Origin of the sequence: Flavisphingomonas formosensis, from assembly GCF_009755815.1 — a bacterium.
Taxonomy (GTDB): domain Bacteria; phylum Pseudomonadota; class Alphaproteobacteria; order Sphingomonadales; family Sphingomonadaceae; genus Flavisphingomonas; species Flavisphingomonas formosensis.
Map to the genome: position 1 here is coordinate 163771 of NZ_WRPK01000004.1, position 26462 is coordinate 190232.

Sequence of the window (26462 nt, forward strand, 5' to 3'; positions counted from 1 at the left end):
TGTTCCGCCGGGGAAACGCAGCGCAAGTAACGTTGCCCGCAAGACTGAGCCCACCTATCGGCCCCTTCCGCATCTGGGAGGGGGGAGTTGACGACCATGGCTTTCACCCTCCCGAACTTTGATGTCGATGCTTTCGTCCGCGCCACGCTGGCCGAAGATCTGGGCGAGTTGGGCGACATCACCTCCGCGGCGGTGATTCCAGCCGATGCGCGCTTCGCCGGCGTGATGGACAGCCGCAACGCGACCACCATCGCAGGTCTTCCGATCGCCGAAGTCTTTTTTCGCACGCTCGATCCGGACGCCGAGATCGAGATTTTGGTGGAGGAAGGCACCCAGGTCTCGCCTGGCACCGAAGTGATGCGGGTCAAGGGCAGGGCGCGCGCGTTGCTCACCGCCGAGCGGTCGGCGCTCAATACGGTCCAGCATCTGTCCGGCATCGCCACCATGACGCGCAGCTATGTCGATGCGATTGCCGGCACCGGCGCGACCCTGCTCGATACCCGCAAGACCATCCCTGGCCTGCGCGTCCTCGAGAAATATGCGACGCGCATGGGCGGTGCGACCAATCATCGCATGGGCTTGTGGGATGCGGCGATGATCAAGGACAATCATGTCGCGGTCGCCGGCGGCATCACCGAGGCGGTGCGCCGCGCCGCCGCGGCCGGAATTGCCTCCATCATCGTCGAGGTCGACCGCATCGACCAGATCGAGCCGGCCCTTGCCGGCGGCGCCACCCATTTGCTGCTCGACAATATGGGCCCGCGCCTATTGCGCGAGGCGGTGGCGCTCGTCGCTGGTCGCGTGCCGACCGAGGCGTCGGGCAATGTCACGCTGGATACGATTGGAACGATCGCACAAACCGGCGTCACTTATATCTCGGTCGGACGGCTCACCCAATCTGCCCCCGCAGCCGACATCGGGCTCGATTTCGCGGCAGCCTGACGCGCGGCGGGAACCTAAGGCAAATAGGAAATTTGTTGCTGGCGTCCGCTTGACGCGTCGTATGACCGTACCTAATTGCCTGCCCAGGCAGATATTGCTTGGGCAGGATACGGTGGTTGAGGCTTTTTCCCTCTCTCAGAGCTTCACATCGCGCCGCTCGCTGGGGTTTCTTCTGCGACGGGCTTATCAGCTGCTCGATCCAATGGCCTGCAAGGTCTTCGCAGGGCGCGATCTGACGCTCGCTCAGTGGATTGCGCTCAAGGAGATCGATCGCGGCGAGTTCACGACCAATTCGCAGATCGCTTGCATGCTCGGTCATAGCTCAGGTGCGACGACGCGGATGATCGATCAGCTCGAAAGCCGCGGCCTGCTCACCAGGATAAGGCTACCCGGCGACCGCCGGGTCGTGACGCTCGCCGTTACCGACGAGGGGCGGCAGGCCGTGCTCGATATGGTGCCGGGCATGACGGTCCTGTGGCAGGAGGTTCTGCAGGACCTCACCGACGCCGAAAGCGACACGCTGCTCACCCTGCTCGGCCGCGTCGTGGACCGGCTTGAACGCACTGTTTCGGAGGACCGGTGATGATACGCCGCTTTCCCTTGCTGGCCGCAATGACGATGAGCCTGCTGGCGGGCTGCGCCGCGGTGCCCAAGGATCAGCCTCGGATAGCGCCGCTTGCTGCCGCGACGACGGGTTTGACCGCCACCGACATAGCGCCAATTCCGGCGGATTGGTGGACGGCGCTGGGCGATGCGCAGCTCGATCGGATCATGGCAGATGCAATGGCCGGCAGTCCGACGCTCGCGGCTGCGCTGGCCCGGGTGCGTGCGGCCGAGGCGGGTATCGCGGCCAACCGCGCGGGTCTGCTGCCGCATCTCGGTGTCGATGTGGACGAGGAGCGGCAGCGGCTTAGCGAGAAATACATCATTCCGCCGCCCTACGGCGGATCGACCCAGTGGGTCGGCACCGCCCAGGCCAATCTCAGCTGGACATTGGATTTTGCCGGCAAGCAGAAGGCGCTGGTCGATCAGGCCCGCGCCGGCGCCAGAGCGGCCGCGCTCGATGCCGCCGCCGCGAAGATCGCGCTCAGCGGGGCCGTCGCGCAGACCTATCTCAACCTGGCGCGGGCGGATGCGCAGGCGAAGATCGCCGCCGCCTTCGTCGCTTCGCGTGAACAATCACTGAGTCTTGCCCGCTCGCGCATCCGTAACCAGCTCGCCAGCAACTTCGATGCGCGCGCGGCCGAAACACTGGTGGCCGAGGCGAAGCAGGCGCAGGTCCGTGCCGAGGGGGATCGGCAGCTCATGATCCATGCTCTCGCCGCGCTCGCCGGCAAGGGAGCCGATTATTATGCGACGGTGACGCCGCCCTCGCTGGCGCTGGACAGGACGCTGCCGCTCCCCGGCGCGCTTCCTGCCGATCTGCTTGGCCGCCGAGCGGATATTCAGGCGGCGCAGGCGCGGATCGACGCGGCCAGCGCGGGCCGTCGCGCGGCGCGGGCCGATTTCTTCCCCAATGTGGATCTCAAGGCTTTCATTGGAGCCCAGGCGCTGGGGCTCGGCGCGCTCTTCACCTCGGGTGCGATCGCCTATGGCGGCGGCCCGGCGATCCATCTCCCGATCTTCGAAGGCGGCCGCCTCAGCGCCAATTATCGCGGCGCTACCGCCCAGATCGACGTCGCCATCGCGGACTATAACGATCTCGTCGTGCAGGCGGTCAAGCAGGCTGCCGACGCTCTTTCGTCGGTGCAGACCTCCGCGGCCGAAGCAGAGCAGCAGGCGAGGACGCTTGCCGCTCTCCAGGACACGGTTCGGCTCGATACGATCCGGCTGCGCACCGGGCTTGGTTCGCGGCTCGACATACTGGCCTCGGACGATCGCCTGCTCCAGGCGCGGCAGGCACAGGTCAACATTGCAGCGGACGGTGCCGTGCGCCGCGTCCAGCTTCTCGTCGCCCTTGGGGGCGGCTTCGAAAATTCGCCCGCGGTCGCCGATGCCGCCGCCGGGGCAAGCATGAGGGCCAGACCATGACGAGTCTCACCGATCTGCGCGAAGACGGCCGTCCCGAAAGCGCCGATGAGGAGAGTGCGCCTCCGAGCCAAGCGGCGCCCACCCAGTCTCCTCCGGCCGCGCAGGCGGCTCCCGAGAAGCGGGGCAACGCATCCGCCCGGCGACGCTGGTTCCTTGTGCTCGGCGTCTTCGTACTGCTCGGCCTCATCGGCTATGGCGTCTATGCGCTGCTGTTCGCCGGCCGTTTCGAATCCACCGATGATGCCTATGTGGCGGGCGACGTGGTGGCGATCACCAGCCGCGAGCCGGCGACGGTGATTGCGCTCCATGCCGACAATACCGAGGCGGTTCGCCGGGGCCAGCCGCTCATCGATTTCGATCCGGCAACGGCGGACGCGACGATGGCCGCGGCGGAAGCGCAGCTCGCGCAGGCGGTGCGTTCGGTTCGCTCTAATTTCTCCAAGGTCGACGAAAGTCGGGCCGAGGTCATCCAGGCGCAGGCAGACCTGTCACGCGCCAGCAACGATCTCGCGCGCCGCAAATCGGCCGCCGCGGATGGTGCGGTGTCGGGCGAAGAAGTGTCGCACGCCGCGGATGCGGTGCGTACCGCGCAGGCGGCGCTCGATCTCGCCAGGAGCCGCGTCGCCCAGTCGCTGAGCTCGGTGCAGGGCACCAATGTCGAAACCAATCCGGACGTGCTGGCGGCGATCGCCAATTTCCGCCGAGCGGCCATCGTCCAGGCCCATATGCGGCTCACCGCGCCCGTGGACGGCGTGATCGCCCAACGGACCGTGCAACTCGGCCAGCAGGTGGCGGCGGGCGTGCCCCTGATGGCGGTCGTGCCCCTGCGCAGCCTGTGGATCGATGCCAATTTCCGCGAGACGCAGCTCAAACATATCCGCGTCGGTCAGCCGGTCGAAATCGAAGCCGACGTCTATGGCGGCGAAGTGACCTATCACGGTCATGTGATCGGCCTCGGCGCCGGCAGCGGCAATGCCTTTGCGCTGCTGCCGCCGCAGAATGCCTCTGGCAACTGGATCAAGGTAGTGCAGCGCGTGCCGGTGCGCATCGCCCTCGACCCGGCCGAGCTCGACCGCAATCCGCTGCGTATCGGCTTGTCCGTCACCGCGAAGGTCGACGTACGCGATCATTCCGGTCCGCTGGTCGCGCGGATCGCTGCCGGCACCTTCCAGAAGCAGGCGAGTCAGGATGGCGGCCCCGATGTCGAGGCGCAGATCGCGCGGATCATCGCGGCCAATCGCGGCACCACCCGGTGACCGGAGGCGGCACGCAGGCGCCGCTCACGGGCGGCGCTCTCGCGATCACTGCGCTGGCGCTGGCGCTCGGAACCTTCATGCAGGTTCTGGATACGACCATCGCCAACGTGTCGCTGCCGACCATTGCCGGCAATCTCGGCGTCAGTACCGATAACGGGACGTGGATCATCACCTCCTTCGCCGTATCGAACGGCGTGGCGGTGCCGCTCACCGGTTGGCTGATGGGGCGCTACGGCGTCGTACGCACCTTCGTGCTTTCCGTGATCCTGTTCACGCTGGCTTCCTTCCTGTGCGGCATGGCTTGGAATCTGAGCTCGCTCATCGCCTTCCGCGTGCTGCAGGGCGCGGTTTCCGGGCCGATGATCCCGGGCAGCCAGGCGCTGCTGATCATGATCTTCCCGCCGGACAAGCGCGCCACCGCGCTCGGCATCTGGTCGATCACCACGCTGGTCGCGCCTATCACCGGGCCTGTGCTGGGCGGCATCATCTCAGACAATTACCACTGGAGCTGGATCTTCCTGATCAACGTGCCGGTGGGCCTGTTCTGCGCGTTCGTCTGCTGGCGCTCGCTGTCCAAACGCGACACGCCGACCCGCAAGCTCCCGATCGACATAGTGGGATTGGGGCTGCTCGCCTTCTGGGTCGGCTCGCTCCAGATCATGCTCGATCTCGGCAAGGATGCCGACTGGTTCCACTCCACGCACATCGTCGTGCTGGCGGTGCTGGCCGTGATCGGCTTCTTCGCCTGGCTGATCTGGGAGCTCACCGACGAGCATCCCGCGGTGGATCTCAGTCTCTTCCGCCACCGCAACTTCGCGTTCGGCACGATCGCCGTGTGCCTGGGCTATGCCGTATTCTTCGCCAACACGCTGTTGCTGCCGCTATGGGTGCAGACGCAGCTCGGCTATACCGCCACCTGGGCGGGCCTGCTCTCGATGCCGAGCGGCGCGGTGGCGGTCGTGCTGACGCCGATCATGGCGCGGCTGAGCACCAAGATCGATCTGCGCATCCTCGCCTCGGTGGCGTTCGTCGCTTTCTCGGTCTCCTATTTCCAGCGCGCCGGCTACACCACCTATGCCAGTTTCTGGAACTTGATGATGCCGATGCTCACCCAGGGCGTGGGGCTCAGCATCTTCTTCCTGGCGATGCTCTCCATCTCGCTGGACGGCATTCCGCCGGAACGGACACCCTCGGCGACAGGCATCTCGAACTTCGCCCGTATCACTGCGGGCAGCTTCGCCGCCTCGATCGTCACCACCTTCTGGGATCGTTCCGAGGCGTTTCACCAAAGCCGGCTCAGCGAGGGCACGACCTCCTATGCGCCCAACTTCCAGCACGCCCTGACAGACCTGCAGTCCCTGGGCATGACGCAGCTCCAGGCGTCGGGCGCTGTCGTCCGGCAGATGGTCGGCCAGGCCTATCTGCTGGCCTCGAACGACATCTTCTGGCTGTCCGGCTGGCTGTCGATCGCAATGATAGGAGTCGTCTGGCTCACGCGGCGTCCCAAGCCGCTATCCGGGCCGGTGGCGGCGGATTGATGAGCCGGGGAGAGGTTTCTCCCCGGCTTTTTTCATGATTGAAATCTTTCCGTAAACGCCGGATGCCACGGCCGATTATCCGTGGGCGGTTTTATGCCTCGATCGGAAGGACGGGATTTCATGGACGAACTCGAGCTCGATCAAAGCCGCCGCAGGCGCAAGAATTTCGTGATCGCGGCGGTCGTGCTCGTCTTCGTCGGGCTCGTCGCCTGGTATCTCACCTCCGGCAGCTCCGACGGCGCGGGCGGTGGCGGGCCGGGCGGACGGGGTGGCCGCGGTCGCCCGGCGGCGACGGTCGGTACGGCCAAGGCCGCTGCGCTGGAAATGCCGGTGACGCTGGCAGCGATCGGCACCGTCCAGCCGATCACCACCGCGACCGTCCGTCCGCAGCTCTCCGGTGTGTTGTTCAGCATCCATTTCACCGAAGGCCAGATGGTGACCAAGGGCCAACTGCTCGCGCAGATCGATCCGCGTCCCTACCGTCTCGCGCTTGCCCAGGCTGAGGCCAATCTCGCGCGCGACGATGCGCAGCTCAACCTCGCCCGCACGGATCTCAAACGCTATCAGACACTGCTCAAGCAGGACTCGATCGCGAGCCAGCAGGTCGATACCCAGGCCGCCACCGTCAAGCAGCTCGAAGGCACGGTCGGTGCGGATCGGGCGGCGATCGGCACGGCGAGGCTCAATCTCGCCTATACCGCGATCACCGCGCCGGTTTCCGGCCGTGTCGGTTTGCGCCAGGCCGATATCGGTAATTATCTTACACCCAGTGATACCAACGGCATCGTCGTGATTACTCAGACGACGCCGATCGACGTCAGCTTTGCCGTGCCGCAGGACAAGCTGCCTACGGTGCAGGCCAAGGCGGCGACGAGCGACGGTCTTTCGGTCTCCGCCTATGATCAGAGCGGCGTGACCTTGCTCTCGCAGGGGCGCTTCCTGACCTTCGACAATCAGATCGATGCCACCACCGGCACCGTGAAGGCCAAGGCGCGCTTTCCCAATCCGGATGGCAAGCTGTTCCCTAACCAGTTCGTCAATGTGAACATCCTGGTCGATACGCTTCGCAATGCGGTCGCCATCCCGGTGACGGCTGTGCGGCATGGCGCGCAAGGCGATTTCGTCTTCCTGCTCCAGCCGGACAAGACGGTGAAGCTTCAGACCGTGAAGACTGGTCCGGCGAACGAGAAGAACATCGTCATTCTCTCCGGCGTCGCGCTAGGCCAGACAGTGATCACCGAAGGCGCGGACAATCTCGACGACGGGTCCAGGGTGCAGCTGCCCGGTGATGCGCCGCGCAGCGGCCGGGGCAATCGCAGCAGCGGTGGTTTGTTCGGCTGGCTATTCGGCAGCGGCAGCGACAATGGTGGTGGCTCGGGACGCCACCGGCGCGGCGAGGGTGCTGCCGGCGGCGACAATGGATCCACACCGGCCGATGGCAACCAGTCCGGCGAAAGGCAGCAGCACCGTCGCCGTCACAATGCGGACGGCGGCGCCCAGTGACCGACGAACGCAGCGAGGAGGAAGCCGACGCGATCACCGCGCCTTCGGCCAATCCCTCCCGGCCCTTCATCCTGAGGCCGGTCGCGACCACGCTGTTCATGCTCGCGATCCTGCTGTCGGGGCTCATCGCCTATCGCATGCTGCCGCTCTCGGCGTTGCCGGAGGTCGATTATCCCACCATCCAGGTGAGCACCCTCTATCCCGGCGCGAGCCCGGACGTAATGGGGATGACGGTGACGGCCCCGCTGGAGCGGCAGTTCGGCGAGATGGCCGGGCTGTCCCGCATGTCTTCGGTGTCGTCGGCCGGCGCATCGGTGATCACCCTCCAGTTCAATCTCGACCTGTCGCTGGACGTAGCCGAGCAGGAGGTGCAGGCGGCGATCAACGCCGCGGGCACGCTGCTGCCGTCCGATCTGCCGGCGCCGCCCATCTATGCCAAGGTCAATCCCGCCGACGCGCCGGTCCTCAGCCTGGGTATCACGTCGAAGACGCGGACCCTCTCGGAAGTCCAGAATCTTGTCGACCAGCGTGTCGCCAACAAGATCGCCCAGATTTCCGGCGTCGGCCTGGTCTCGCTGTCCGGCGGGCAGCGGCCCGCGGTGCGCATCCAGGCGAACGTCCAGGCGCTCGCATCGCGCGGCATTTCGATGGATCAGCTGCGCAGCGTGATCGCCAGCGCGAACGTCAACGGTGCCAAGGGCAGCTTCGACGGGCCGACGCGATCCTGGTCGATTGACGCCAATGATCAACTCGCCACCGCCGAAGAGTATCGGAGCCTGATCATCGCGCATCAGGGCGGTGATCCGGTGCGCCTGTCGGACGTCGCCAACGTCGTCGATGCCTCCGAAAACCGCCGCATCGGTGCGTGGATGAACCGCACCCCTGCGATCGTGCTGGATGTGCAACGCCAGCCGGGCGCCAACGTCATCCAGACCGTCGACATGATCAAGCAGGCGCTGCCCAGTCTGGAAGCTGCGCTGCCGGCCGACGTCCATGTCACTCTGCTGACCGACCGCACCACCGGCATCCGCGCTTCCGTGCATGACGTGCAGATGGAGCTGGTGTTCGCCGTCATCCTGGTGACGCTGGCGATCTTCCTGTTCCTGGGAAGTCCGCAGGCGACGCTCATCGCGTCCATCTCCGTGCCGCTGTCGCTGATCGGCACCTTCGGCGCGATGTACATGCTGGGCTTCAGCCTCAACAATCTCTCACTGATGGCGCTCACCATCGCGTCCGGCTTCGTGGTCGACGACGCCATCGTCGTGACCGAGAATATCGCCCGTCATCTCGAAAAGGGCGAGCGCCCCTTCACCGCCGCGCTCAAGGGATCGAGCGAGATCGGCTTCACCATCATCTCCCTCACCGTCAGCCTCGTCGCGGTGCTGATCCCGTTGCTGTTCATGGGCGATGTCGTCGGCCGGCTGTTCCGCGAGTTCGCGGTGACGCTCGCGGTGACCATTCTGATCTCCGCGGTGGTCGCGCTCACGCTCGTCCCGATGCTCTCCGCCCGCTGGCTCAAGCCGGAGGAAGAGATCCGCAAGATCCGTATCGTCGAGATCACCCAGGGCTGGTTCGAGCGCTTGGCGGATCGCTATCGCCATTGGCTCGATTGGGTGCTGGCGCGGCAGCGGGCGACGATGGTGGTCTTCGCCTGCACGCTGGCGCTCACCGCGCTGCTGTTCGTGCTGGTGCCGAAGGGGCTGTTCCCCGAACAGGATACTGGCCAGCTCCAGGCGGTCGTGCAGGCGGGGCAGGGGGTATCCTTCGCGCGGATGTCCGATCTGCAGGAGCAGGTGGCCGACACGATCCTCAAGGATCCGGACGTCTCCAGCCTCAGCTCCAATGTCGGCGTGGACGGCAAGAATGCGACGCTCAATCAGGGCCGTATGCTGATCAACCTCAAGGACGACAGCGATCGGAGCGGCAGCCAGGCGAAGCTGATCAAGCGGCTGCAGGAGAGCGTGGCGCATATCCCCGGCGTCACTTTCTACGTGCGGCCGGTACAGGATCTGACGATCGATGCCGAAGGCGGGCCGACCGCCTATCGCTTCGCGCTGCAAGGCGCGGATCAGGCGGTGATCGACGAATGGGCGGGCAAGCTGGTCGCCGAACTGCAGCATGTCTCCAAGGTGCGCCATGTCGTGTCGGACGTACTGACCAACGGCCCCGCCGTCACCGTCCAGCTCAACCGCGATTCGGCGGCCCGGCTCGGCATCAGCGCCTCGGCGGTGGACAGCGCGCTCTACAACGCCTTCGGCCAGCGCATCATCTCGACCATCTTCACCCAGTCCAGCCAATATCGCGTGATCCTCGAGAGCCAGCCCGACATGCTGGAAACGCCTGAAGCGCTGTCCCGATTGTACATCGCAACGAGCAGCGGCACGTCCGTGCCGCTCACCACCGTAGCCACCGTCGTGCGCGGTACGGCGCCGCTCCAGGTCTCACGCGTCTCGCAGTTCCCCGCCGCAACGATCGGCTTCGATCTGGCCCCCGGCGAATCACTGGGCGGCGCGGTCGATGCGATCACGGCCGCTCAGAAGCGCATCGGTTTCCCGGACGAGCTAATCACCACCAAGTTCCTCGGTGCGGCCGACGCCTTCCGCGCGAGCCTGTCCAACGAGATCTGGCTGATCCTTGCCGCGATCGTGGTCGTCTATATCGTGCTCGGCGTGCTCTATGAGAGCTTCGTCCATCCGGTGACGATTCTGTCGACGCTGCCTTCGGCCGGCATCGGCGCGCTGCTCGCGCTGTTGGTGACGGGCAACGATCTGGGCGTCATCGGGATCATCGGCATCGTGCTGCTGATCGGCATCGTGAAGAAGAACGCGATCATGATGATAGACTTCGCGATCGATGCGCAGCGGCAGGAGGGCAAGGATGCCGACACGGCGATCCGCCAGGCCGCCATGCTGCGTTTCCGCCCGATCATGATGACCACCTTCGCCGCGCTGTTCGCCGCCATCCCGCTGATCTTCGGCACCGGCATGGGATCGGAGCTCCGCCGCCCGCTCGGCCTCGCCATCGCGGGCGGCCTGATCCTCAGTCAGGCGCTGACCTTGTTCACCACGCCGGTGATCTTCCTGGCCTTCGAGCGCCTGTCCGAGCGGTTCCGCCGCCGCAGCGACGCGCAGCCCGAGTTGCCGCTGGAGAGCGGCGCGTGAGGGGTCTTACCTGTCATCCTCCCCCAAAGGGGGAGGGGGACCATGCGAAGCATGGTGGAGGGGCCCCGCTCACAATCCATGTGACGCATGCAGTTGGCGAGAACCCCTCCACCGCGCTTCGCGCGGTCCCTCTCCCCCTTTGGGGGAGGATGAAGAACGGAAGGCGCAGGCCGTGAACATCTCGGCACCCTTCATCCGCCGGCCGATCGGCACGCTGCTGCTGACTATCGGCCTTGCGCTGACCGGCATCGCGGCCTTCTTCGTACTGCCCGTGGCGCCGCTGCCGCAGGTCGATTTCCCGACGGTGATGGTGCAGGCCAACCTGGCGGGCGCGTCGCCGACGACGATGGCGACCAGCGTCGCCTCCCCGCTGGAACGGCGCCTGGGAACGATCGCGGGCGTCACCGAAATGACCTCCCAATCGGGCATAGGCTCGACGCGGATCACCCTCCAATTCGATCTGTCGCGCAATATCGACGGCGCCGCGCGCGACGTGCAGGCGGCGATCAATGCCGCGCGCGCGGATCTGCCCGCCACGCTCAAGACCAATCCCAGCTACAGCAAGATGAATCCGGCCGATGCGCCGATCATGATCATCGCGCTCACGTCGAAGACGCGCTCTCCGGCGGAAATCTACGATGCCGTGTCCAATGTCGTGCAGCAGCGGCTGCTGCAGGTGCAGGGCGTCGGCGGCGTCGAGCTGGGCGGCGCGGCGCTGCCAGCGGTCCGCATCGACCTCAATCCGCTGGCCCTGGCGCGCTATGGCATTCCGCTGGAGGATGTCCGCACTGCGGTATCCGCCAGCGATGCCAACCGTCCCCGCGGCGTGATGGAGAGCGGGGATACCGCCTATCAGCTTTATGGCGACAAGCCGGGATTGAAGGCCGCGGACTATCACGACCTCATCGTCGCCTGGCGCAACGGCATCGCCGTCCGCCTGTCGGATGTCGCGAAAGTCTATGACGGCCCGGAGGACATCCGCACCATGGGCCTGTTCAACGGGCAGCGGGCGGTGACCATCATCATCAGCCGACAGCCCGGCGCCAATATCGTCGCCACGGTCGATGCGGTGAAGGCACAGCTGCCGGCGCTGCAGGCCGCCATGCCGGCGGACATCAAGCTTTCGGTCGCGTCGGACCGGACGACCACGATCCGGGCCTCGCTGCACGAGGTGGAGATCACGCTCGTCATCGCCACCTTGCTGGTGGTCATGGTCGTCAGCGTCTTCCTGCGTTCGCTGCGTGCCACCATCGTGCCGGCCGTGGCCGTGGTCGTATCGCTGCTCGGCACGCTCGGCGTGATGTACCTGCTCGGCTTCAGCCTCAACAACCTATCACTGATGGCGCTCACCGTCGCGACCGGCTTCGTCGTCGACGATGCGATCGTGGTGCTGGAGAATATCAGCCGCCACATCGAAGAGGGAATGAGCCGTCGCCAGGCGTCGCTGCGTGGCGCGCGCGAAGTGGGTTTCACCGTCCTTTCCATCTCGCTCAGCCTCGTCGCGGTGTTCATCCCGCTGCTGTTCATGGGCGGCATCATCGGCCGCCTTTTCCGTGAATTCGCGGTGACGATGACGGTCGCCGTGCTGATCAGCCTCGTCATCTCGCTGACGACGACGCCGATGCTCGCATCGCTGATCCTGCGCGACAAGCCGAAGGAAAAGGCCAGCCGCCTGTCCGATTTCGCCGAACGGCAATTCGATCGGGTGCAGCGCAGCTATGCCCGCAATCTCGATTGGGCGCTGGCCAACCGGGCGACGATGCTGCTGCTGCTCGCGGGCGCCGTGGCGCTCAACATCTTCCTGCTGATTCAGGTGCAGAAAGGTTTCTTCCCGGAACAGGATACCGGATCGCTGCAGGGCGGCCTGCGCGCCGATCAGAGCATTTCCTTCCTGGACATGCAGACCAAGCTGCAGGCGATCGTGAAGATCATCCGCCACGATCGGGCAGTCCAGAATGTCGTCGCCTTCACCGGCGGCTCGCGCGCGGGCGGCGGCTTCATGTTCGTCGTGCTGAAGCCCAAGAGCCAGCGCGATTCCAGCCGGGACGTGATCACGCGGCTGAGGCCCAAGCTCGCCAAGATCACCGGCGTCAGCGTCTTCCTCAATCCGGTGCAGGACATGCGCGTCGGCGGGCGATCGTCCAACAGCACCTACCAATATACGTTGAAGGCCGACGATCAGAAGGTGTTGCAGGATTCGGCGGAGAAGCTCGCCGTCGCGCTCAAGAGCGAGCGTTCGGTGACCGACGTCGATACGGATCAGGCCGATGGCGCGGCGGAAGTCTATGTGACGATCGACCGCGATAGCGCCAGCCGCCTGGGCGTCACGCCGCAGATGGTCGACAACACCCTCTACGACGGTTTCGGCCAGCGGCAGGTCGCGACGATCTACAGTGGGCTCAACCAATATCATGTGGTGATGGGCGTTTCTCCCGAGCTCACCCGTTCGCCGGACCAGCTCAGCAACGTCTATGTGCCGACCGCGAGTACGGCGACCACGACGACAGCTACGTCCACCACATCAAGCATCTCGGGCACCGCCGCTTCGTCGAGCGCGGCGAGCTCGGCCGGCGCGACGACGAACACCACCACGGTCAACGGCTCCACCATCGTCGGATCGGCGACCGGCGGATCCTCGCCGGTGTCGACCACGGGGCAGGCCGCCGGCGCGGCCACGGGCGCAGCCGTCAATACCGCGCCGTCCAGCATGACGCCCTTGTCCACGATCGCAACCTGGGCGACGGGGTCCACCGCGGCTTCGGTCAATCACCAGGACGGGGCGCCCGCCACCACCATCTCGTTCAACACCGCCAACGGCTATTCGCTTGGCCAGGCCTCCCAGGGGATCCAGTCGGTCCAGGCCTCGCTTGGCCTGCCGTCGATGGTGCATGGCAGCTTTGCCGGCACCGCCCAGGTGTTCCAGCAATCGACGTCGTCGACGCCGATCCTCATCCTGTCGGCGCTGCTGGTGATCTACATCGTGCTCGGCATCCTCTACGAAAGCGCCATCCATCCGCTCACCGTGCTCTCCACCTTGCCGTCGGCAGGGCTGGGAGCGGTGATCGCGCTGATGATCACCGGATCGGAATTCGATCTGATCGCCCTGATCGGCCTCATCCTGCTGATCGGCATCGTGAAGAAGAACGCGATCATGATCATCGATTTCGCGCTGGATGCGGAACGGGCGCGGGGGCTGACGCCGTTCGAGGCGATCCGCGAGGCATCGCTGCTGCGCTTCCGCCCGATCCTGATGACGACGCTCGCCGCAGCCTTCGGCGCGCTGCCGCTCGCCATCGGTTTCGGTGAGGGGGCGGAGCTGCGTCGGCCGCTCGGCATCGCCATCGTCGGCGGCCTGATCGCGAGCCAGTTCCTCACGCTGCTGACCACACCGGTCGTCTATCTCGCGCTCGATCGCTTCCGCCGCCGCTCGCCCAACGAAAGGCTGCTCGCACGCCACAGCGACCGTCCGATCTCACCCACACAGGGAAACATATCCGCATGAGCCTCTTGCGCGCAGCCACGACCGTGCCGGTGCTGGCGGCGATGCTGCTTTCCGGATGCAGCATGGCGCCTCATTACAGCCGTCCGGCGCAGCCGATCCCGGCGGGCTTCAAGGAAGAGGCCGGCTGGCGCACCGCCCAGCCTGCGGACGATATCGCCAAGGGCCAGTGGTGGAAGCTGTTCGGCGATCCCGTGCTGGACGATCTCGAGGCGCGCGTGCTCGTTTCGAACCAGAATCTGGCTGCTGCCGAAGCTGCCTATCGCCAGGCGCGTGCCACGGTGAGCGAGCAGCGTGCCGCCTTGTTGCCGACCGTCGATCTTTCCGCCGATGCCACTCGCGCCGGTACCTTCGGCAGCGGGACGACGACGATCAACAATTCCGGTGGCGTCCAGAACAGCTCGAGCAACGGCAGCAAGCGCTACACCGTCTCGATCGGCGCGAGTTGGGAGCCGGATCTATGGGGCCGCATCGGATCGACCGTGCGCCAGGCCAAGGCGAACGCCCAGGCGAGCCATGCCGATCTGGTGAACGCCGCACTCTCGGCGCAGGGCGAACTCGCTCTGGATTATGTTCAGCTCCGCGGCATCGAGGCGCAGCAACTGATCCTCGCCGACACGATCAGCGCTTATGAGCGTGCGCTGACGATCACCACCAATCGCTATAATTCGGGCGTGGTTGCCCGTGTCGACGTGCTTCAGGCGGAAACCCAGCTGCGTACGGCTCGCGCCAGCGCCGCCGATCTGGTGCGGCAGCGGGCAATTTTCGAGCATGCGATCGCCGTGCTTGTCGGTGAAAGCCCGTCCACCTTCTCGATCGCCCCGGCCGCCTGGAACCGCGCCGTACCCGACGTGCCGGGCATCCTGCCCTCCGCGCTGATCGAGCGCCGGCCGGACGTCGCGGCGGCCGAACGCCGTGTTGCCGCCGCCAATCAGCAGATCGGCATCGCCCGCGCCGCCTTCTTCCCGACCATCGGGCTCAGCGGGTCGGTCGGCGGCAATTCGAGTTCGCTGGGCAATCTTCTCAAGGCGGTGAGCAGCGTCTGGTCGCTGGGCGCGACCGGTGCGCTCACCCTGCTCGATTTCGGTGCCCGCGCGGCGCAGGTGCGGCAGGCGCGTGCCGCCTATGACGAAGCGGTTGCCACCTACCGCCAGATCGTTCTCACCGCTTTCCAGCAGACCGAGGACGAACTTGCCGCGGTGCGCGTGCTGAAGACGGTAGGCGATGAGCGTGTCGCCGCCGCCGTCGCTGCCAACCGGGTCGAGCAGCTCACCCAGAACCAATATGTCGCCGGTATCATCGCCTATACCGATGTGATCACGGCACAGACCACGGCGCTCAGCGCCCGCCAGACGGAAGCGAGCGCGATCGTCGACCGTCAGGTCGCCGCGATCACGCTCATTCAGGCGATCGGCGGAACCTGGGTGGACAGCGATCCTGCGAAATAGCCGGCGAAGGCCGCACCGCCTATACCGCGATATGCGTCGGTGAAGTTCGCAGGAGAGACGGCATGACGGAATCGAAGGGCGGCTGCCTGTGCGGCGCCATCCGCTATCGGCTGGCCGAGGCGCCGCAGGCCGTTGCTTATTGCCATTGCCGCAATTGTCAGCGCGCGTCCGGCGCGCCGGTGCTGGTGTTCGGCACGGTGCCGCGCGACGCCTTCGTCGTCGAGCAGGGCAATCCCCGGCGACACCGCTCGTCGCCTATCGGCGAGCGCTGGTTTTGCGGCGATTGCGGCTGCCAGATCGCCATGCATGTCGACTATCAGATCGATACGATCGACATCGCGATCGCGACGCTGGACGTGCCGGAAGCGAGCCCGCCCGAATTCCATATCTGGCATGGCAGCAGGATAGGCTGGTTCGAAACTGCGGATCATCTGACACGCTATCCGGATGCGGGGCCGGACGGCTCGGTGTGACAGTGAATTGACAGCCGACAAACTGTGATCTTAGTTTGCTCTCCAACGCCGCAAGAGGCGGCGTGGAGTCTGCGAAAATGGCTGATGAACGGCGAGCGTCCGATCGTGATCTTGGCATGGATCGGGCGATCACACGGCGGGATTTCCTCCACGATTCGGCACTGGGAGCGGCCGGCCTGGCGGCGCTGTCCGCCTTGCCGACCGGCGCGGCCGCCTCGCAAGCCGATGACTATCCGCCGATGCGGACCGGCATGCGCGGCTCGCATCCCGGTTCGTTCGAAAATGCGCATGCGCTGCGCGACGGTCAGAGTTTCCCGCCGCCGCTCGACAGCGGGGAGCGCTATGATCTCATCGTCGTCGGCGGCGGCATCAGCGGCTTGTCGGCCGCCTATTTCTTCCGACAGGCCAAGCCCGATGCCCGTATCCTGATCCTCGACAACCACGATGATTTCGGCGGCCATGCCAAGCGCAACGAATTCCATCTCGGCGGCCGGCTCAACCTGCTCAACGGCGGCACGCTCGGCATCGACAGTCCGCGCCCCTACAGTCGCGTTGCCGATGGGCTGATCCGCAAGATCGGGATCGATCCGGACGGAATGAAATCGATCGAGAAGGAAGATTTTTACGGAAGCCGCGGAATGGGCCGCGGCCTATTCTTCGATCGCGAGAATTTCGGGACCGACGCGTTCGTGGGCGGCGTCGGCGACGGCAATTGGGCCGCCGTGCTGAAGGCGGCGCCGATCGCGCCAGCCATCCGCGCGGACATCGCCCGCATCGAGGATGGCGAGACCGATTATATGCCGGGCCTTTCTTCCGCCGAGAAGAAGGAACGGCTGTCGCGGATGAGCTATGCCGACTATCTGACCAAGATCGCAAAGATCGATCCCGCGACCTTGCCCTTCTATCAACCGCGCTCGCACGGCTGGTGGGGCGTCGGCATCGATGCCGTCACCGCGCTCGATTGCTGGGCGATGAAATTCTCCGGCTTTCAGGGCCTCAAGCTCGATCCGGGCGGAATCCCGCGCATGGGTTACACGCCGCGGGGTTACGCCGACACCGGCGGATCCTACACGCTGCATTTTCCGGATGGTAACGCGACGATCGCGCGACTGCTGGTGCGCGCGTTGATCCCGGAGGCGATGCCGGGCCATTCGGCGCCCGATTGCGTCACGGCGCGGGCCGATTATGCGCGGCTCGATCGGCCAGGCCAGCAGGTCCGCATCCGGCTGAGCAGCGTCGTGCTCAAGGCGCGCAATCTTGGCGATCCGGCAAGCGCGAAGGAGGTGGAGATCACCTATATCAGCGCGGGCAAGCTCAAGACGGTACGCGCGGGGCAGTGCGTTCTGGCTGGCTATAATATGATGATTCCCTATCTTGTTCCGGAACTGCCAGAGCCTCAGAAGGCCGCGCTGCACGGGCTCGTCAAATGCCCGCTCGTCTACACCAGCGTCGCGCTCGCCAACTGGCATGCGTTCGACAGGCTCAAAGTCTCCAATGTCTGGTCGCCCGGCTGCTATTTCAGTTCCTTCGGACTCAACGACACGGTCGACGTCGGCGATTATAAGAGTCCGCGTTCACCCGACGAGCCGATCCTGATTCGTCTGGAGCGCGTGCCCTGCTCGCCCGGCCTGCCGGAATATGAGCAGAACAAGGTCGGCCGTATGGAGTTGCTCGAAACGCCCTTTTCCACGTTCGAGCGCAATTTGCGCGATCAGCTCGGCCGGGCCTTGTCGGGTGGCGGATTCGATCCGGCGCGGGATATTGCGGCGATCACGGTCAACCGCTGGCCACATGGCTATGCGCCGGAATATAATCCCCTGTGGGAGGAAGAATTGCCGCCGGAAAAACAGCCGCAGATCATAGCGAGGCAGCGCTTCGGCCGCATCGCCATCGCCAATTCGGATTCGGGTGCTGCCGCCTATACGGACAGCGCGATCGATCAGGCGCATCGGGCCATAGGTGAGTTGCTGGCTTGAGCAAACCCGAGGAGACCGAAGATACGCTGCGCGCCGGCGTCTATGAGGAACTGCGTCAGCGGCTGATTGCCGGGCGGATCGCGCCCGGCATCGGCCTTTCCACCCGGGGCATCGCGCAGCAGCTCGGCGTAAGCCAGATGCCGGTGCGCGACGCGCTGAGCCGGCTTGCCGCCGAAGGCGCGGTCGAGATCCGTTCGAAGCGCAAGATCGCGGTGCCGGTGATGACGGCCGAGCGGCTGGACGAGGTGATGCGCTGCCGCAAGCTGATCGAGCCGGAGGCGGCGGCGCAGGCGCTGCCTTTTATCGGCCCGCCGCTGCTCAAGCAGCTCAAGGCGGTCGACGCCGCCCTGGATGCCGCGCTGCTGCGCGGCGACGTGGTCGCTTATATGGAGGCCAATGCCCGTTTCCATTTCATGATCTATCGCGCGTCTGGAAAGACGATCCTGCCGCGAATGATCGAGACCTTATGGCTGCAGTTCGGTCCGCTGATGCGCGTCGTTTATGGCCGCGTGGGCACCGCCAAGCTCGTGGATCAGCATCATGTCGCGCTGGACGCCATCGCCCGCGGCGACGAAGAGGCGCTGCGGCAGGCGATCACCGCGGATATCGAAGATGGCATGGCCCTGATCGCGATAGAGGCGGCGGGCTGAGGGGTTTTCGTCACGCTGAACTCGTTTCGGCATGACGAGGGTGTTACGTCGGCGATCGCTCACGCTGCCCGGACGCGCGTGATGATCTCTTCATATTGTCGAGAGATCGCCTCGCCGGCATATTTGGCATATTCGCATTTCGCGAGAATTGGCTGCGGCGGAAAGATCACGGGATTGTCGCGGTAGGTGGCCGGCATCAGCGCTTTTGCCGCGGCGTTGGGCGTCGGATATTGGATGGTCTGCGAAATCTCCGCGCCGGCCTTGGCGTCGAGCAGATAGTTGATGAATTCATGCGCGAGGTCGGGGCTGGGCGCACCCTTCGGGATACAGAGGCAATCCGACGAAATCTGGCTCCCCTGGCGTGGGACGACGAAGTTGAGGTCAGGATCCTCGCGCATTACCTGCGCGATATCTCCGTTATATTCGATGACGATGTCGACATCGCCGGCCAGCAGCAGATCCTGCCCGTTGTCGTCATGGAAGGCTTTGACATAGGGTTTCTGCTTGATCAGCAACTCCTCGGCCTTCCGGAAGGCGGCAGGATCGCTGGTGTCCATCGGATAGCCGAGATATTTGAACACCAGCCGGCACAGGTCGCCTGCTTCGGAAAGCAAAGCGATCCGATCCTTGTACATGGGCGAATCGAACACCCATTTCCAGTCATCCGGCACGCCCTGTACCTTGGACTTGCGATAGCCGATGCCGAGCACCAGCCAGGTGTAGGGCATGGATAGGCGGCGGCCGGGATCGAAGGCGACGTCCTGGAACTCCGGTGCGATATTCTTGAAATTCGGGATCTTGGCGTGATCGAGTGGCATCAACATGCCCGCGGCGCCCATGCGCTGCACGAAATCGTTGGTCGGCACGATCACGTCATAGCCCTGGTTGCCGCCGCGCAGCTTGGCGAACAGCTCGTCATTGTTCGCGAACAGGCTCATGTTCACGTCGATGCCACTCGCAGCCTGGAAGTCCTTGAGCGTGGTCTTCCCGATATAGGTGTCCCAGTTATAGAAGTTGATCTTCTTGCCCGAGCCCTTGTGACAGCCCGACAGGCCGAAGCTCAATCCCACCGCTGCCGTGCCGAGCCCCGCCAGGAAACCTCGGCGCGTGGGAAGAGGGAAAGGCATCGGCGGTTCCTCTATCAATGTTGCGGTGCGGGCAGGCTATGGTGCGCTGCGGTTCCGGTCAACATTGACGCGCTCGAAAATTGGCGTAGCTGTGATCACAATGACACGATCATCCGCTTTCGATCCGGCTTTTCCGTCGAGTTGGTATGCGGCTACCCGCAACGAGGACGTCGTCCTGCCGCCGCTGGAGGGCAGTCACGAGGCTGAGGTCGCGATCGTCGGCGGCGGCTACACCGGCGTTTCCGCGGCGCTTCATCTGGCCCGCGCCGGCAGGCAAGTCGTCCTGCTGGAGGCTGCGCGCATCGGCTGGGGCGCATCGGGGCGCAATGGCGGCCAGGTGCATGTCGGCATGCGGCGGGAACAGGAATGGCTTGAGGCGAAGCTCGGTCCCGATGCCGCGCGGCAGCTCTGGGCGATCGGCCTCGACGCGCGCGAGCATCTGGATTGGGCGATCCGCGAATATGGCATCGCCTGCGATCTCACCCCGGGCCTGCTGCATGTCGATCACAAGCAGCGTTACGTCCCGCATACCCGCAGGACGGTCGATCATCTGCGCGAGGCTTATGGCTATGAGCATGTCCGCTTCGTCGAACGGGACGAGCTTGGCGCTATGCTGGGCGGCGGCAACTATCATGGCGGCATGCTCGACATGCGGGGCGGCCATCTTCACGCGCTCAATTGGGCGCTCGGCCTCGCCCGGGCGGCGCGGCAGGAAGGCGCGCTGCTGGCAGAAGAGAGCTCCGTCACAGCGATAGAGCATATCGGCGACGGCTGGCGCCTGCGCACCGATCGGGGCGAGGTGCGTGCCGGCCGCGTGATCGTCGCCGCCAACGGCTATCTGCGCGGTCTCGTGCCGGAAATCGAGGCACGGGTGATGCCGATCAACAATTTCGTCGCCGTGACGCAGCCGCTTGGCCGAGAGCGTGCCGAAAGCCTGATCCGTGGAGGCTATGCCGTCTCCGATTCGCGGTTCGTGGTCTATTATTTCCGGATCACGCCCGACCAGCGGCTGCTCTTCGGCGGCGGCGAGAATTATTCCTACAGCTTTCCCGGTGACATTGCCGGCTTCGTCCGCCGCCATATGCTGGGCATCTATCCCGGCCTCGCCGACGTCGGCATCGACTATGCCTGGGGCGGCACGCTCGCGGTCACGCCGCATCGGTTGCCCTATGTTCGCGAGCTACGGCCGGGCCTTTATGGAATCGGCGGTTTTTCGGGGCTGGGCGTTCTGCTGGCGCCCTATTTCGGCAAGCTCGTCGCCGATGCGATCACCGGCGGCAGCCCCGCCTTCGATGCTTTGACGCGGCTTCCCGTACCGTCCTTTCCCGGCGGCCGGTTGCTGCGCTGGCCCACGCTGGTGGCGGCCATGTCCTTTTACGCGCTACGCGATCGGCTGTGATCGCAAGGTGTTGCTGCGTCGCCGCGGTGCGGCCTATTCGCTCGGCATCGGGTGCAAAGCGTTGACTTTGGCAGCCAGACTGTGATCACATAAGCCCAGGCGCGAGAGACGTCGAACGGGAGAGGCGTCGTCGATCGGCTGCGAGAAGGGGATATCGCATGTTCTTGCCGCGTCACCTTGCCCATAGCTTGCTTGCTTCCGCCGCTCTGTTCGCCCTGCCTGCGCAGGCGCAGCAAGTCGCTGCCGCCGCTCCGAACACGACCGATCAAAGCGAGATCGTCGTCACCGCCACGCGCCAGGAGCAGGTGCTCTCGCGCGTGCCGATCAGCGTCAGCGCCTTCAATCAGAAGACGCTCGATTCGAAAGGCGTGAAGACCCTGGCTGACGTGGCTCGCTTCACGCCCGGCATCCAAGTCACGAGCGGCAGCAATCAGATCGCGATCCGCGGCATCTCGTCCAATGCCGGCGCGGGAACGACAGGCATCTATATCGACGATACGCCCATTCAGATCCGCAATCTCGGCTTTAATTCGGATGACAGCCAGCCCGCCATTTTCGATCTGGAGCGGGTCGAGGTGCTGCGTGGGCCGCAGGGCACGCTGTTCGGCGCCGGATCCGAAGGCGGCACGGTGCGCTACATCACGCCGCAGCCCGGCCTGGACAAATATACCGCCTACGCCCGCACCGAGTTGTCCACGACCCAGCATGGCGGGGTCAGCTATGAGGGCGGCATCGCGTTCGGCGGACCGATCGTCCAGGACAAGCTCGGCTTCCGGGTCAGCGCCTGGCATCGGCGCGATTCCGGATGGATCGACAAGACCGACTATTATGGCAACGTCCTCAAGAAGAATACCAACAGCGACGATGTGACGGTGCTGCGCGGCGCCTTGACCTGGCAGCCGACGGACGGCCTCAAGATCACGCCCTCCATCCATTATCAGCGGCGCCTCTCGCGCGACGACGATTATTATGTCGAGGGCCTGTCCAATCCGGGCAAGGGTGTCTTCAAGGATTCCAGCCCGGAATATCGCCGCAACCCCGATCGCTTCGTCCTGCCCGTGCTGAAGGTGGATTATGCTTTCGGCGGCGTCCAGTTCATCAGTAACACCAGCTATTTCAAGCGCCGCAACATCTCCGGCTACGACGGCACTGTCTATAATCTTTCTTATTACCAGACATTGCCGATCGATCCGACTTGCGTCGATCCAGACGATCCTGCCTTGCCCCGCTGCACACGGCCCGCGCAGCAGCTTCTCCCGAACGGGATCAATCCGGACGTCGCTTATTATCTTGCACCGAGCAAGGTGACGAACACGCAGCGCATCTTCACCCAGGAGGCGCGCCTGCAATCGACCAATCCAAACGCGCCCATCACCTGGGTCGCGGGCCTCTTCTATCAGAAACAGCGCCAGATGAGTCGCGAGGAACTGGTCGATCCGCTGGGCAACAAGCTGTTCGAGCAGCTTTTCGGTCAGTCGCTGGAGGATTATTTTGGCGCGGCGGCCGAGAATGACGGCCCGATCCCGCTCTACAACGGTATCGACAGCTATATCAATCAGTCGGTCGCGCATGAGAAGCAGATCGCGATTTTCGCCGACATCACCTGGCACATCACGGAACGGCTGAGCGTGACAGCAGGCGGGCGTTACGCCAAGGTCGACTATAAATTCAGCAATTTCGCGGACGGTCCGCAAAATTACGGCTATACGAGCGCGTCCGGCAAAACCAGCGAGAAGCCGTTCACGCCCAAGGCGAACATCTCCTTCCAGATCGATCGCGATAATCTTCTCTATTTCACCTATTCCAAGGGTTTCCGTCCAGGCGGTGCAAATGCGCCGATTCCCTATGATGCGTGTTCAGATGATTTCGATAACCTCGGTATCACCGCCGCGCCTTCATCGTTCAAATCGGACACGGTTAACAGCTTCGAGCTCGGATCGAAGAACAAGCTGTTCGATCGCAAGCTTTCGCTGGAAGCCAGCGTGTTCAACATCAATTGGAGCGGGATTCAGCAGTTCGTCACGCTGAACCAATGCGCGATCCGCTATATCGACAATCTCGGCAAGGCGAGAGCGCGGGGTTTCGATCTCCAGGTCACCGCGCGGCCATTCCCCGGTATCACCTTAGACGCCTCGCTGGGCTATACGGACGCACGCTTCACCAAGACCGCCGCCTATCAGACCGATACCTCGATCCTCGCGATCAAGGGTGACAGCCTGGGCGGCGCCCCCTGGACCGCCGCGCTCGGCATCCAATATGATTTCAAGGCATTCGGAAACGATGCTTATGTGCGCGGCGATTATCAGTTCGCCAGCAAGGAAGGCCGGATCAAGGAACGAGATCCCGCCGCGCTTGCGAGCTATGATCCCGGCCTCGTCGCTTCCGCGGCGACCCATTTCATAAGCCTGCGCTGGGGGGCGACGGTCGGCGGTGCGGATGTCTCGCTGTTCGTCGACAATCTACTCGACAATGCACCGCTGATCGATCGCACCCACAGCGGCATCGATACGGTGCTATTCACCGACAGCACTTGGCGGCCGCGGACGTTCGGTATCACGGCCTCGTATCGGATGTGAACCCTGTCTCCCCTCTCCGTTTGCGGGAGAGGGGATATGGATTACGCCACGTCCTTCGCCACGGTGCGGAGCATGTCCACGATCCGGTCGACATGCTCCCGCGTCGCGATCAGCGGCGGGGAGAGGGCGATCGTATCCGCCGTGGCGCGGACCAGCAGGCCAGCATCGAAGCAGCCATGGAACACCGCCTTGCCGCGCGCGCCCACCGCGCCATCGCGTGAGGCGAATTCGATTGCCGCGACGAAGCCGCAGGTGCGGATATCGACCACATGCGGCAGATCGCGGAGGCTGTGCACCGCATCCGCCCAATAGGGCGCGATCTCGGCCGCGCGATCGAACAGTCCTTCCTCGGCATAGGTATCGAGTGTCGCAATGCCCGCCGCCGCCGCCAGCGGATGGCCTGAATAGGTGTAGCCGTGGAACAGCTCGATGCCCGCCGGCGCATTGTCGATCACCGCATCATGAACGAAATTGGCGACGCCGACCGCTCCCATCGGCACGGCGCCGTTGGTCAGGCCCTTGGCTGCGGTGATCAGATCGGGCGTCACGCCGAAAGCCTGCGCCGCGAACGGCGCGCCGAGCCGGCCGAATCCGGTGATCACCTCGTCGAAGATCAGCAATATGCCATGCTTCTCAGTGATTTCGCGCAGTCGCTCCAGATAGCCGACCGGCGGCGGCAGCACGCCCGTCGATCCCGCCATGGGCTCGACGATCACCGCTGCGATTGTCTCTGCGCCATGCAGGTTGACCAGGTCTTCCAGCGCATCCGCCAAATGCGCGCCCCAGCCTGGCTGTCCCTTCGTGAAGGCCTGCTCGGCGAGATTATAGGTATGCGGCAGATGATCGACACCGGGCAGCGTCAGATAATGGCGCCGGTTGCCGACGATGCCGCCCACCGACACGCCGCCGAAATTGACGCCATGATAGGCGCGCGCGCGGCCGATCAGCCGGGTACGCGATCCCTGTCCGATCGCACGCTGGTAGGCGAGCGCGATCTTGAGGGCGGATTCCACGGATTCCGATCCGGAGTTGGTGAAGAACACATGGTCGAGCCCGTCGGGCAGGATGCCGGCCAGCTTGGTCGCCAGCTGGAAGGCGAGGGGGTGCGCAAGCTGGAAGGTCGGCGCGAAATCCAGCACCTCGGCCTGCGCCTTGATCGCCTCGACGATCTTCGGCCGGTTATGTCCCGCGTTGACGCACCACAGGCCCGCCGTGCCGTCCAGCACTTCGCGTCCGTCGGGTGTCCAGTAGCTCATGTCCTTTGCGCGTGCGAACATGCGCGGATCCGCCTTGTAGCCGCGATTGTCCGTAAACGGCATCCAGAAGGCGGAGAGATCGTTGGGGATGGTCATAGGGGCCTCACGATATTCTATATTCTCCCTCGCCCGCTTGCGGGAGAGGGCCGGGCAGAGGGAAGTTCTTCTCTTCTTCGGCGTCGGTCGCAGGACGTCCACTCGTTCCCTCACCCCGGAGGAGAGAGGGAGAGATGGGTCAAACCTTCAGCAGCAGGTGATCGCGCTCCCAAGAACTGATCACCCCTTCATAGGCGCGCAATTCATCCGCCTTGATCAGGTGGAAGGCGTGGACGAAACGTTCGCCGAGCAGTTCGATCACCGGCTCGCATTTCAGCATCCGATCCAACGCGTCATCGAGATTGCGGGGCAGGGTGCGATCATGGAGATAGGCATTGCCCTCGACCATGGGTGCCGGCTCGATATCGTCCCGCATGCCGATATAGCCGCAGACCAGCGCCGCCGCAGCCGCCAGATAGGGATTGGCATCCGCGCCCGGGACCCGCGTCTCGACCCGCGTATTCTGCGCGTCGGTGATCGGCACCCGCAGTCCGCAGGAGCGATTGTCATAGCCCCATTGCAGGTTGATCGGTGCCGAGAAGCTGGGCCGCATCCGACGGAAACTGTTGACGTTGGGCGCAAACAGAGGCGCGACCTCTGGCAGCAGCTTCTGGAGGCCGCCGACGAAGTGGCGGAACAGTGGCTTGAGATTCTTCGGTCCCGCGCCGAACAGGTTCTTGCCGCTCTCCTTCTCCACCATCGAAATGTGGATGTGCATCGCGCTGCCGGGCTGGTTTTCCATCGGCTTGGCCATGAAGGTGGCGTAGACGCCATTCTTCAACGCCACCTGCCGCACGATCCGCTTGAAGATGATCACCTGGTCGCACAGGTGCACCGGATCGCCATGATTGAAGTTGATCTCCAGCTGCGCGGTGCCGGCTTCGTGGATCATCGTGTCGAGGTGGAGCGAGGCCGCCTCGGCATATTCGTAGATCTCTTCGATCAGATCCTCATATTCATTGATCGCCTCGAGACCATAAGGCTGCGGCGCCGTCTCGGCGCGTCCGGTGCGGCCCGGCGGCGGTACCAGCGGCAGGTCGGGATCGTGATTCTGCTGGGTCAGGTAGAATTCCAGCTCCGGCGCGATCACCGGCTGCCAGCCCTTCTCCTCGTACAGCGCGATCACCTTCTTCAGCACGTGGCGCGGCGCGATCTCGAACGGCCCGCCGCCACCCTTGTAATGGGCGTCGGCGAACACGAAGGCGGTGGGCGTCTTGAAGCCGGGGGCCACGCACAGCGTTTCCGGATCGGGATGCAGCGAGACGTCCGGATCGCTGTAGGATTTACTGTCCTTTTCCTCGTCCGCATATTCGCCGGTCACCGTCACCGAAAATACGCTCGACGGCATGCGCAGCGAGTCGTTCTTCACCGAATCGATGAACTTGTTCGCCGGCCAAACCTTGCCACGAATGACGCCGTTCATGTCGGGCACGAGGCATTCCACCTCGCTGATCCGGTTTTCCGCTATCCAGTCCTTGATGCTTCGGCTCATGATTCCGTTCCCGTCCCTGTTCGCGCGCTGGATAGAGAG

The 26462-nt window shown here is 64.6% G+C and carries 17 protein-coding genes; 14 read left to right on the top strand and 3 right to left on the bottom strand.

Annotated features, from left to right (window positions below):
- The first annotated feature begins 96 nt into the window (after positions 1-96).
- From nadC to GQY20_RS12875, 12 genes are all read left to right on the top strand, one after another.
- The gene (gene nadC, locus GQY20_RS12820; protein ID WP_157217495.1) at positions 97-942 is read left to right on the top strand and encodes a carboxylating nicotinate-nucleotide diphosphorylase; all 846 of its coding nucleotides are present in this window, start codon (positions 97-99) and stop codon (positions 940-942) included.
- 202 nt (positions 943-1144) lie between these two features.
- Positions 1145-1525 carry a MarR family winged helix-turn-helix transcriptional regulator gene (locus GQY20_RS12825; protein ID WP_157217496.1) on the top strand — a complete coding sequence of 127 codons (381 nt, stop codon included), beginning with the start codon at positions 1145-1147 and terminating at the stop codon, positions 1523-1525.
- Positions 1525-2973, top strand: coding sequence for an efflux transporter outer membrane subunit (locus GQY20_RS12830; protein WP_157217497.1), 1449 nt, complete (start codon positions 1525-1527; stop codon positions 2971-2973). The genes GQY20_RS12825 and GQY20_RS12830 overlap by 1 nt, the downstream gene beginning before the upstream one ends.
- The gene (locus tag GQY20_RS12835) at positions 2970-4229 is read left to right on the top strand and encodes an HlyD family secretion protein (protein WP_157217498.1); all 1260 of its coding nucleotides are present in this window, start codon (positions 2970-2972) and stop codon (positions 4227-4229) included. Before GQY20_RS12830 ends, GQY20_RS12835 begins: the two co-directional genes overlap by 4 nt.
- The gene (locus GQY20_RS12840) at positions 4226-5767 is read left to right on the top strand and encodes a DHA2 family efflux MFS transporter permease subunit (protein WP_232476030.1); all 1542 of its coding nucleotides are present in this window, start codon (positions 4226-4228) and stop codon (positions 5765-5767) included. Before GQY20_RS12835 ends, GQY20_RS12840 begins: the two co-directional genes overlap by 4 nt.
- A 120-nt stretch (positions 5768-5887) precedes the next feature.
- Positions 5888-7270 carry an MdtA/MuxA family multidrug efflux RND transporter periplasmic adaptor subunit gene (locus tag GQY20_RS12845; protein WP_157217499.1) on the top strand — a complete coding sequence of 461 codons (1383 nt, stop codon included), beginning with the start codon at positions 5888-5890 and terminating at the stop codon, positions 7268-7270.
- On the top strand, positions 7267-10431 hold the full coding sequence (locus tag GQY20_RS12850) for an efflux RND transporter permease subunit (RefSeq protein ID WP_269769736.1): 3165 nt from the start codon (positions 7267-7269) through the stop codon (positions 10429-10431). Before GQY20_RS12845 ends, GQY20_RS12850 begins: the two co-directional genes overlap by 4 nt.
- A gap of 172 nt (positions 10432-10603) precedes the next feature.
- Positions 10604-13933, top strand: coding sequence for an efflux RND transporter permease subunit (locus GQY20_RS12855; RefSeq protein WP_157217500.1), 3330 nt, complete (start codon positions 10604-10606; stop codon positions 13931-13933).
- Entirely contained in the window at positions 13930-15378 is a 1449-nt protein-coding gene (locus GQY20_RS12860) for an efflux transporter outer membrane subunit (protein ID WP_157217501.1), read from the top strand. The genes GQY20_RS12855 and GQY20_RS12860 overlap by 4 nt, the downstream gene beginning before the upstream one ends.
- 62 nt (positions 15379-15440) lie before the next feature.
- Positions 15441-15851 carry a GFA family protein gene (locus GQY20_RS12865; protein ID WP_157217502.1) on the top strand — a complete coding sequence of 137 codons (411 nt, stop codon included), beginning with the start codon at positions 15441-15443 and terminating at the stop codon, positions 15849-15851.
- 116 nt (positions 15852-15967) lie between these two features.
- Complete coding sequence (locus GQY20_RS12870) at positions 15968-17827, top strand: flavin monoamine oxidase family protein (RefSeq protein WP_198350946.1); 1860 nt, start codon at positions 15968-15970, stop codon at positions 17825-17827.
- Complete coding sequence (locus GQY20_RS12875; protein WP_157217504.1) at positions 17824-18477, top strand: GntR family transcriptional regulator; 654 nt, start codon at positions 17824-17826, stop codon at positions 18475-18477. The genes GQY20_RS12870 and GQY20_RS12875 overlap by 4 nt, the downstream gene beginning before the upstream one ends.
- 59 nt (positions 18478-18536) lie before the next feature.
- On the opposite strand, the gene GQY20_RS12880 is transcribed toward GQY20_RS12875, so the two are convergent.
- Positions 18537-19604: an ABC transporter substrate-binding protein gene (locus GQY20_RS12880; protein ID WP_157217505.1), complete on the bottom strand. Its 1068-nt coding sequence runs from the start codon at positions 19602-19604 to the stop codon at positions 18537-18539.
- 100 nt (positions 19605-19704) lie between these two features.
- Here GQY20_RS12880 and GQY20_RS12885 point away from each other — a divergent pair, with 100 nt between their 5' ends.
- The gene (locus tag GQY20_RS12885; protein WP_157217506.1) at positions 19705-21003 is read left to right on the top strand and encodes an NAD(P)/FAD-dependent oxidoreductase; all 1299 of its coding nucleotides are present in this window, start codon (positions 19705-19707) and stop codon (positions 21001-21003) included.
- Between the two features lie 158 nt (positions 21004-21161).
- Positions 21162-23579, top strand: coding sequence for a TonB-dependent receptor (locus GQY20_RS12890; protein ID WP_157217507.1), 2418 nt, complete (start codon positions 21162-21164; stop codon positions 23577-23579).
- Positions 23580-23620: 41 nt separating this feature from the next.
- Here the strand turns inward: GQY20_RS12890 and GQY20_RS12895 are convergent, their stop codons facing one another.
- Complete coding sequence (locus tag GQY20_RS12895; protein WP_157217508.1) at positions 23621-24931, bottom strand: aspartate aminotransferase family protein; 1311 nt, start codon at positions 24929-24931, stop codon at positions 23621-23623.
- Between the two features lie 139 nt (positions 24932-25070).
- Positions 25071-26423, bottom strand: a complete 1353-nt coding sequence (locus tag GQY20_RS12900; RefSeq protein WP_157217509.1) for a glutamine synthetase family protein — start codon at positions 26421-26423, stop codon at positions 25071-25073.
- Between the last annotated feature and the right edge of the window lie 39 nt (positions 26424-26462).

Excerpts from the sequence above, each read along its gene's own strand:
- GQY20_RS12865 (WP_157217502.1), top strand. The coding sequence starts at position 15,441 with ATGACGGAATCGAAGGGCGGCTGCCTGTGCGGCGCCATCCGCTATCGG.
- GQY20_RS12895 (WP_157217508.1), bottom strand. The coding sequence starts at position 24,931 with ATGACCATCCCCAACGATCTCTCCGCCTTCTGGATGCCGTTTACGGAC.
- GQY20_RS12830 (WP_157217497.1), top strand. The coding sequence starts at position 1,525 with ATGATACGCCGCTTTCCCTTGCTGGCCGCAATGACGATGAGCCTGCTG.
- nadC (WP_157217495.1), top strand. The coding sequence starts at position 97 with ATGGCTTTCACCCTCCCGAACTTTGATGTCGATGCTTTCGTCCGCGCC.
- GQY20_RS12900 (WP_157217509.1), bottom strand. The coding sequence starts at position 26,423 with ATGAGCCGAAGCATCAAGGACTGGATAGCGGAAAACCGGATCAGCGAG.
- GQY20_RS12885 (WP_157217506.1), top strand. The coding sequence starts at position 19,705 with ATGACACGATCATCCGCTTTCGATCCGGCTTTTCCGTCGAGTTGGTAT.
- GQY20_RS12880 (WP_157217505.1), bottom strand. The coding sequence starts at position 19,604 with ATGCCTTTCCCTCTTCCCACGCGCCGAGGTTTCCTGGCGGGGCTCGGC.
- GQY20_RS12860 (WP_157217501.1), top strand. The coding sequence starts at position 13,930 with ATGAGCCTCTTGCGCGCAGCCACGACCGTGCCGGTGCTGGCGGCGATG.
- GQY20_RS12845 (WP_157217499.1), top strand. The coding sequence starts at position 5,888 with ATGGACGAACTCGAGCTCGATCAAAGCCGCCGCAGGCGCAAGAATTTC.
- GQY20_RS12825 (WP_157217496.1), top strand. The coding sequence starts at position 1,145 with ATGGCCTGCAAGGTCTTCGCAGGGCGCGATCTGACGCTCGCTCAGTGG.
- GQY20_RS12835 (WP_157217498.1), top strand. The coding sequence starts at position 2,970 with ATGACGAGTCTCACCGATCTGCGCGAAGACGGCCGTCCCGAAAGCGCC.
- GQY20_RS12870 (WP_198350946.1), top strand. The coding sequence starts at position 15,968 with ATGGATCGGGCGATCACACGGCGGGATTTCCTCCACGATTCGGCACTG.
- GQY20_RS12890 (WP_157217507.1), top strand. The coding sequence starts at position 21,162 with ATGTTCTTGCCGCGTCACCTTGCCCATAGCTTGCTTGCTTCCGCCGCT.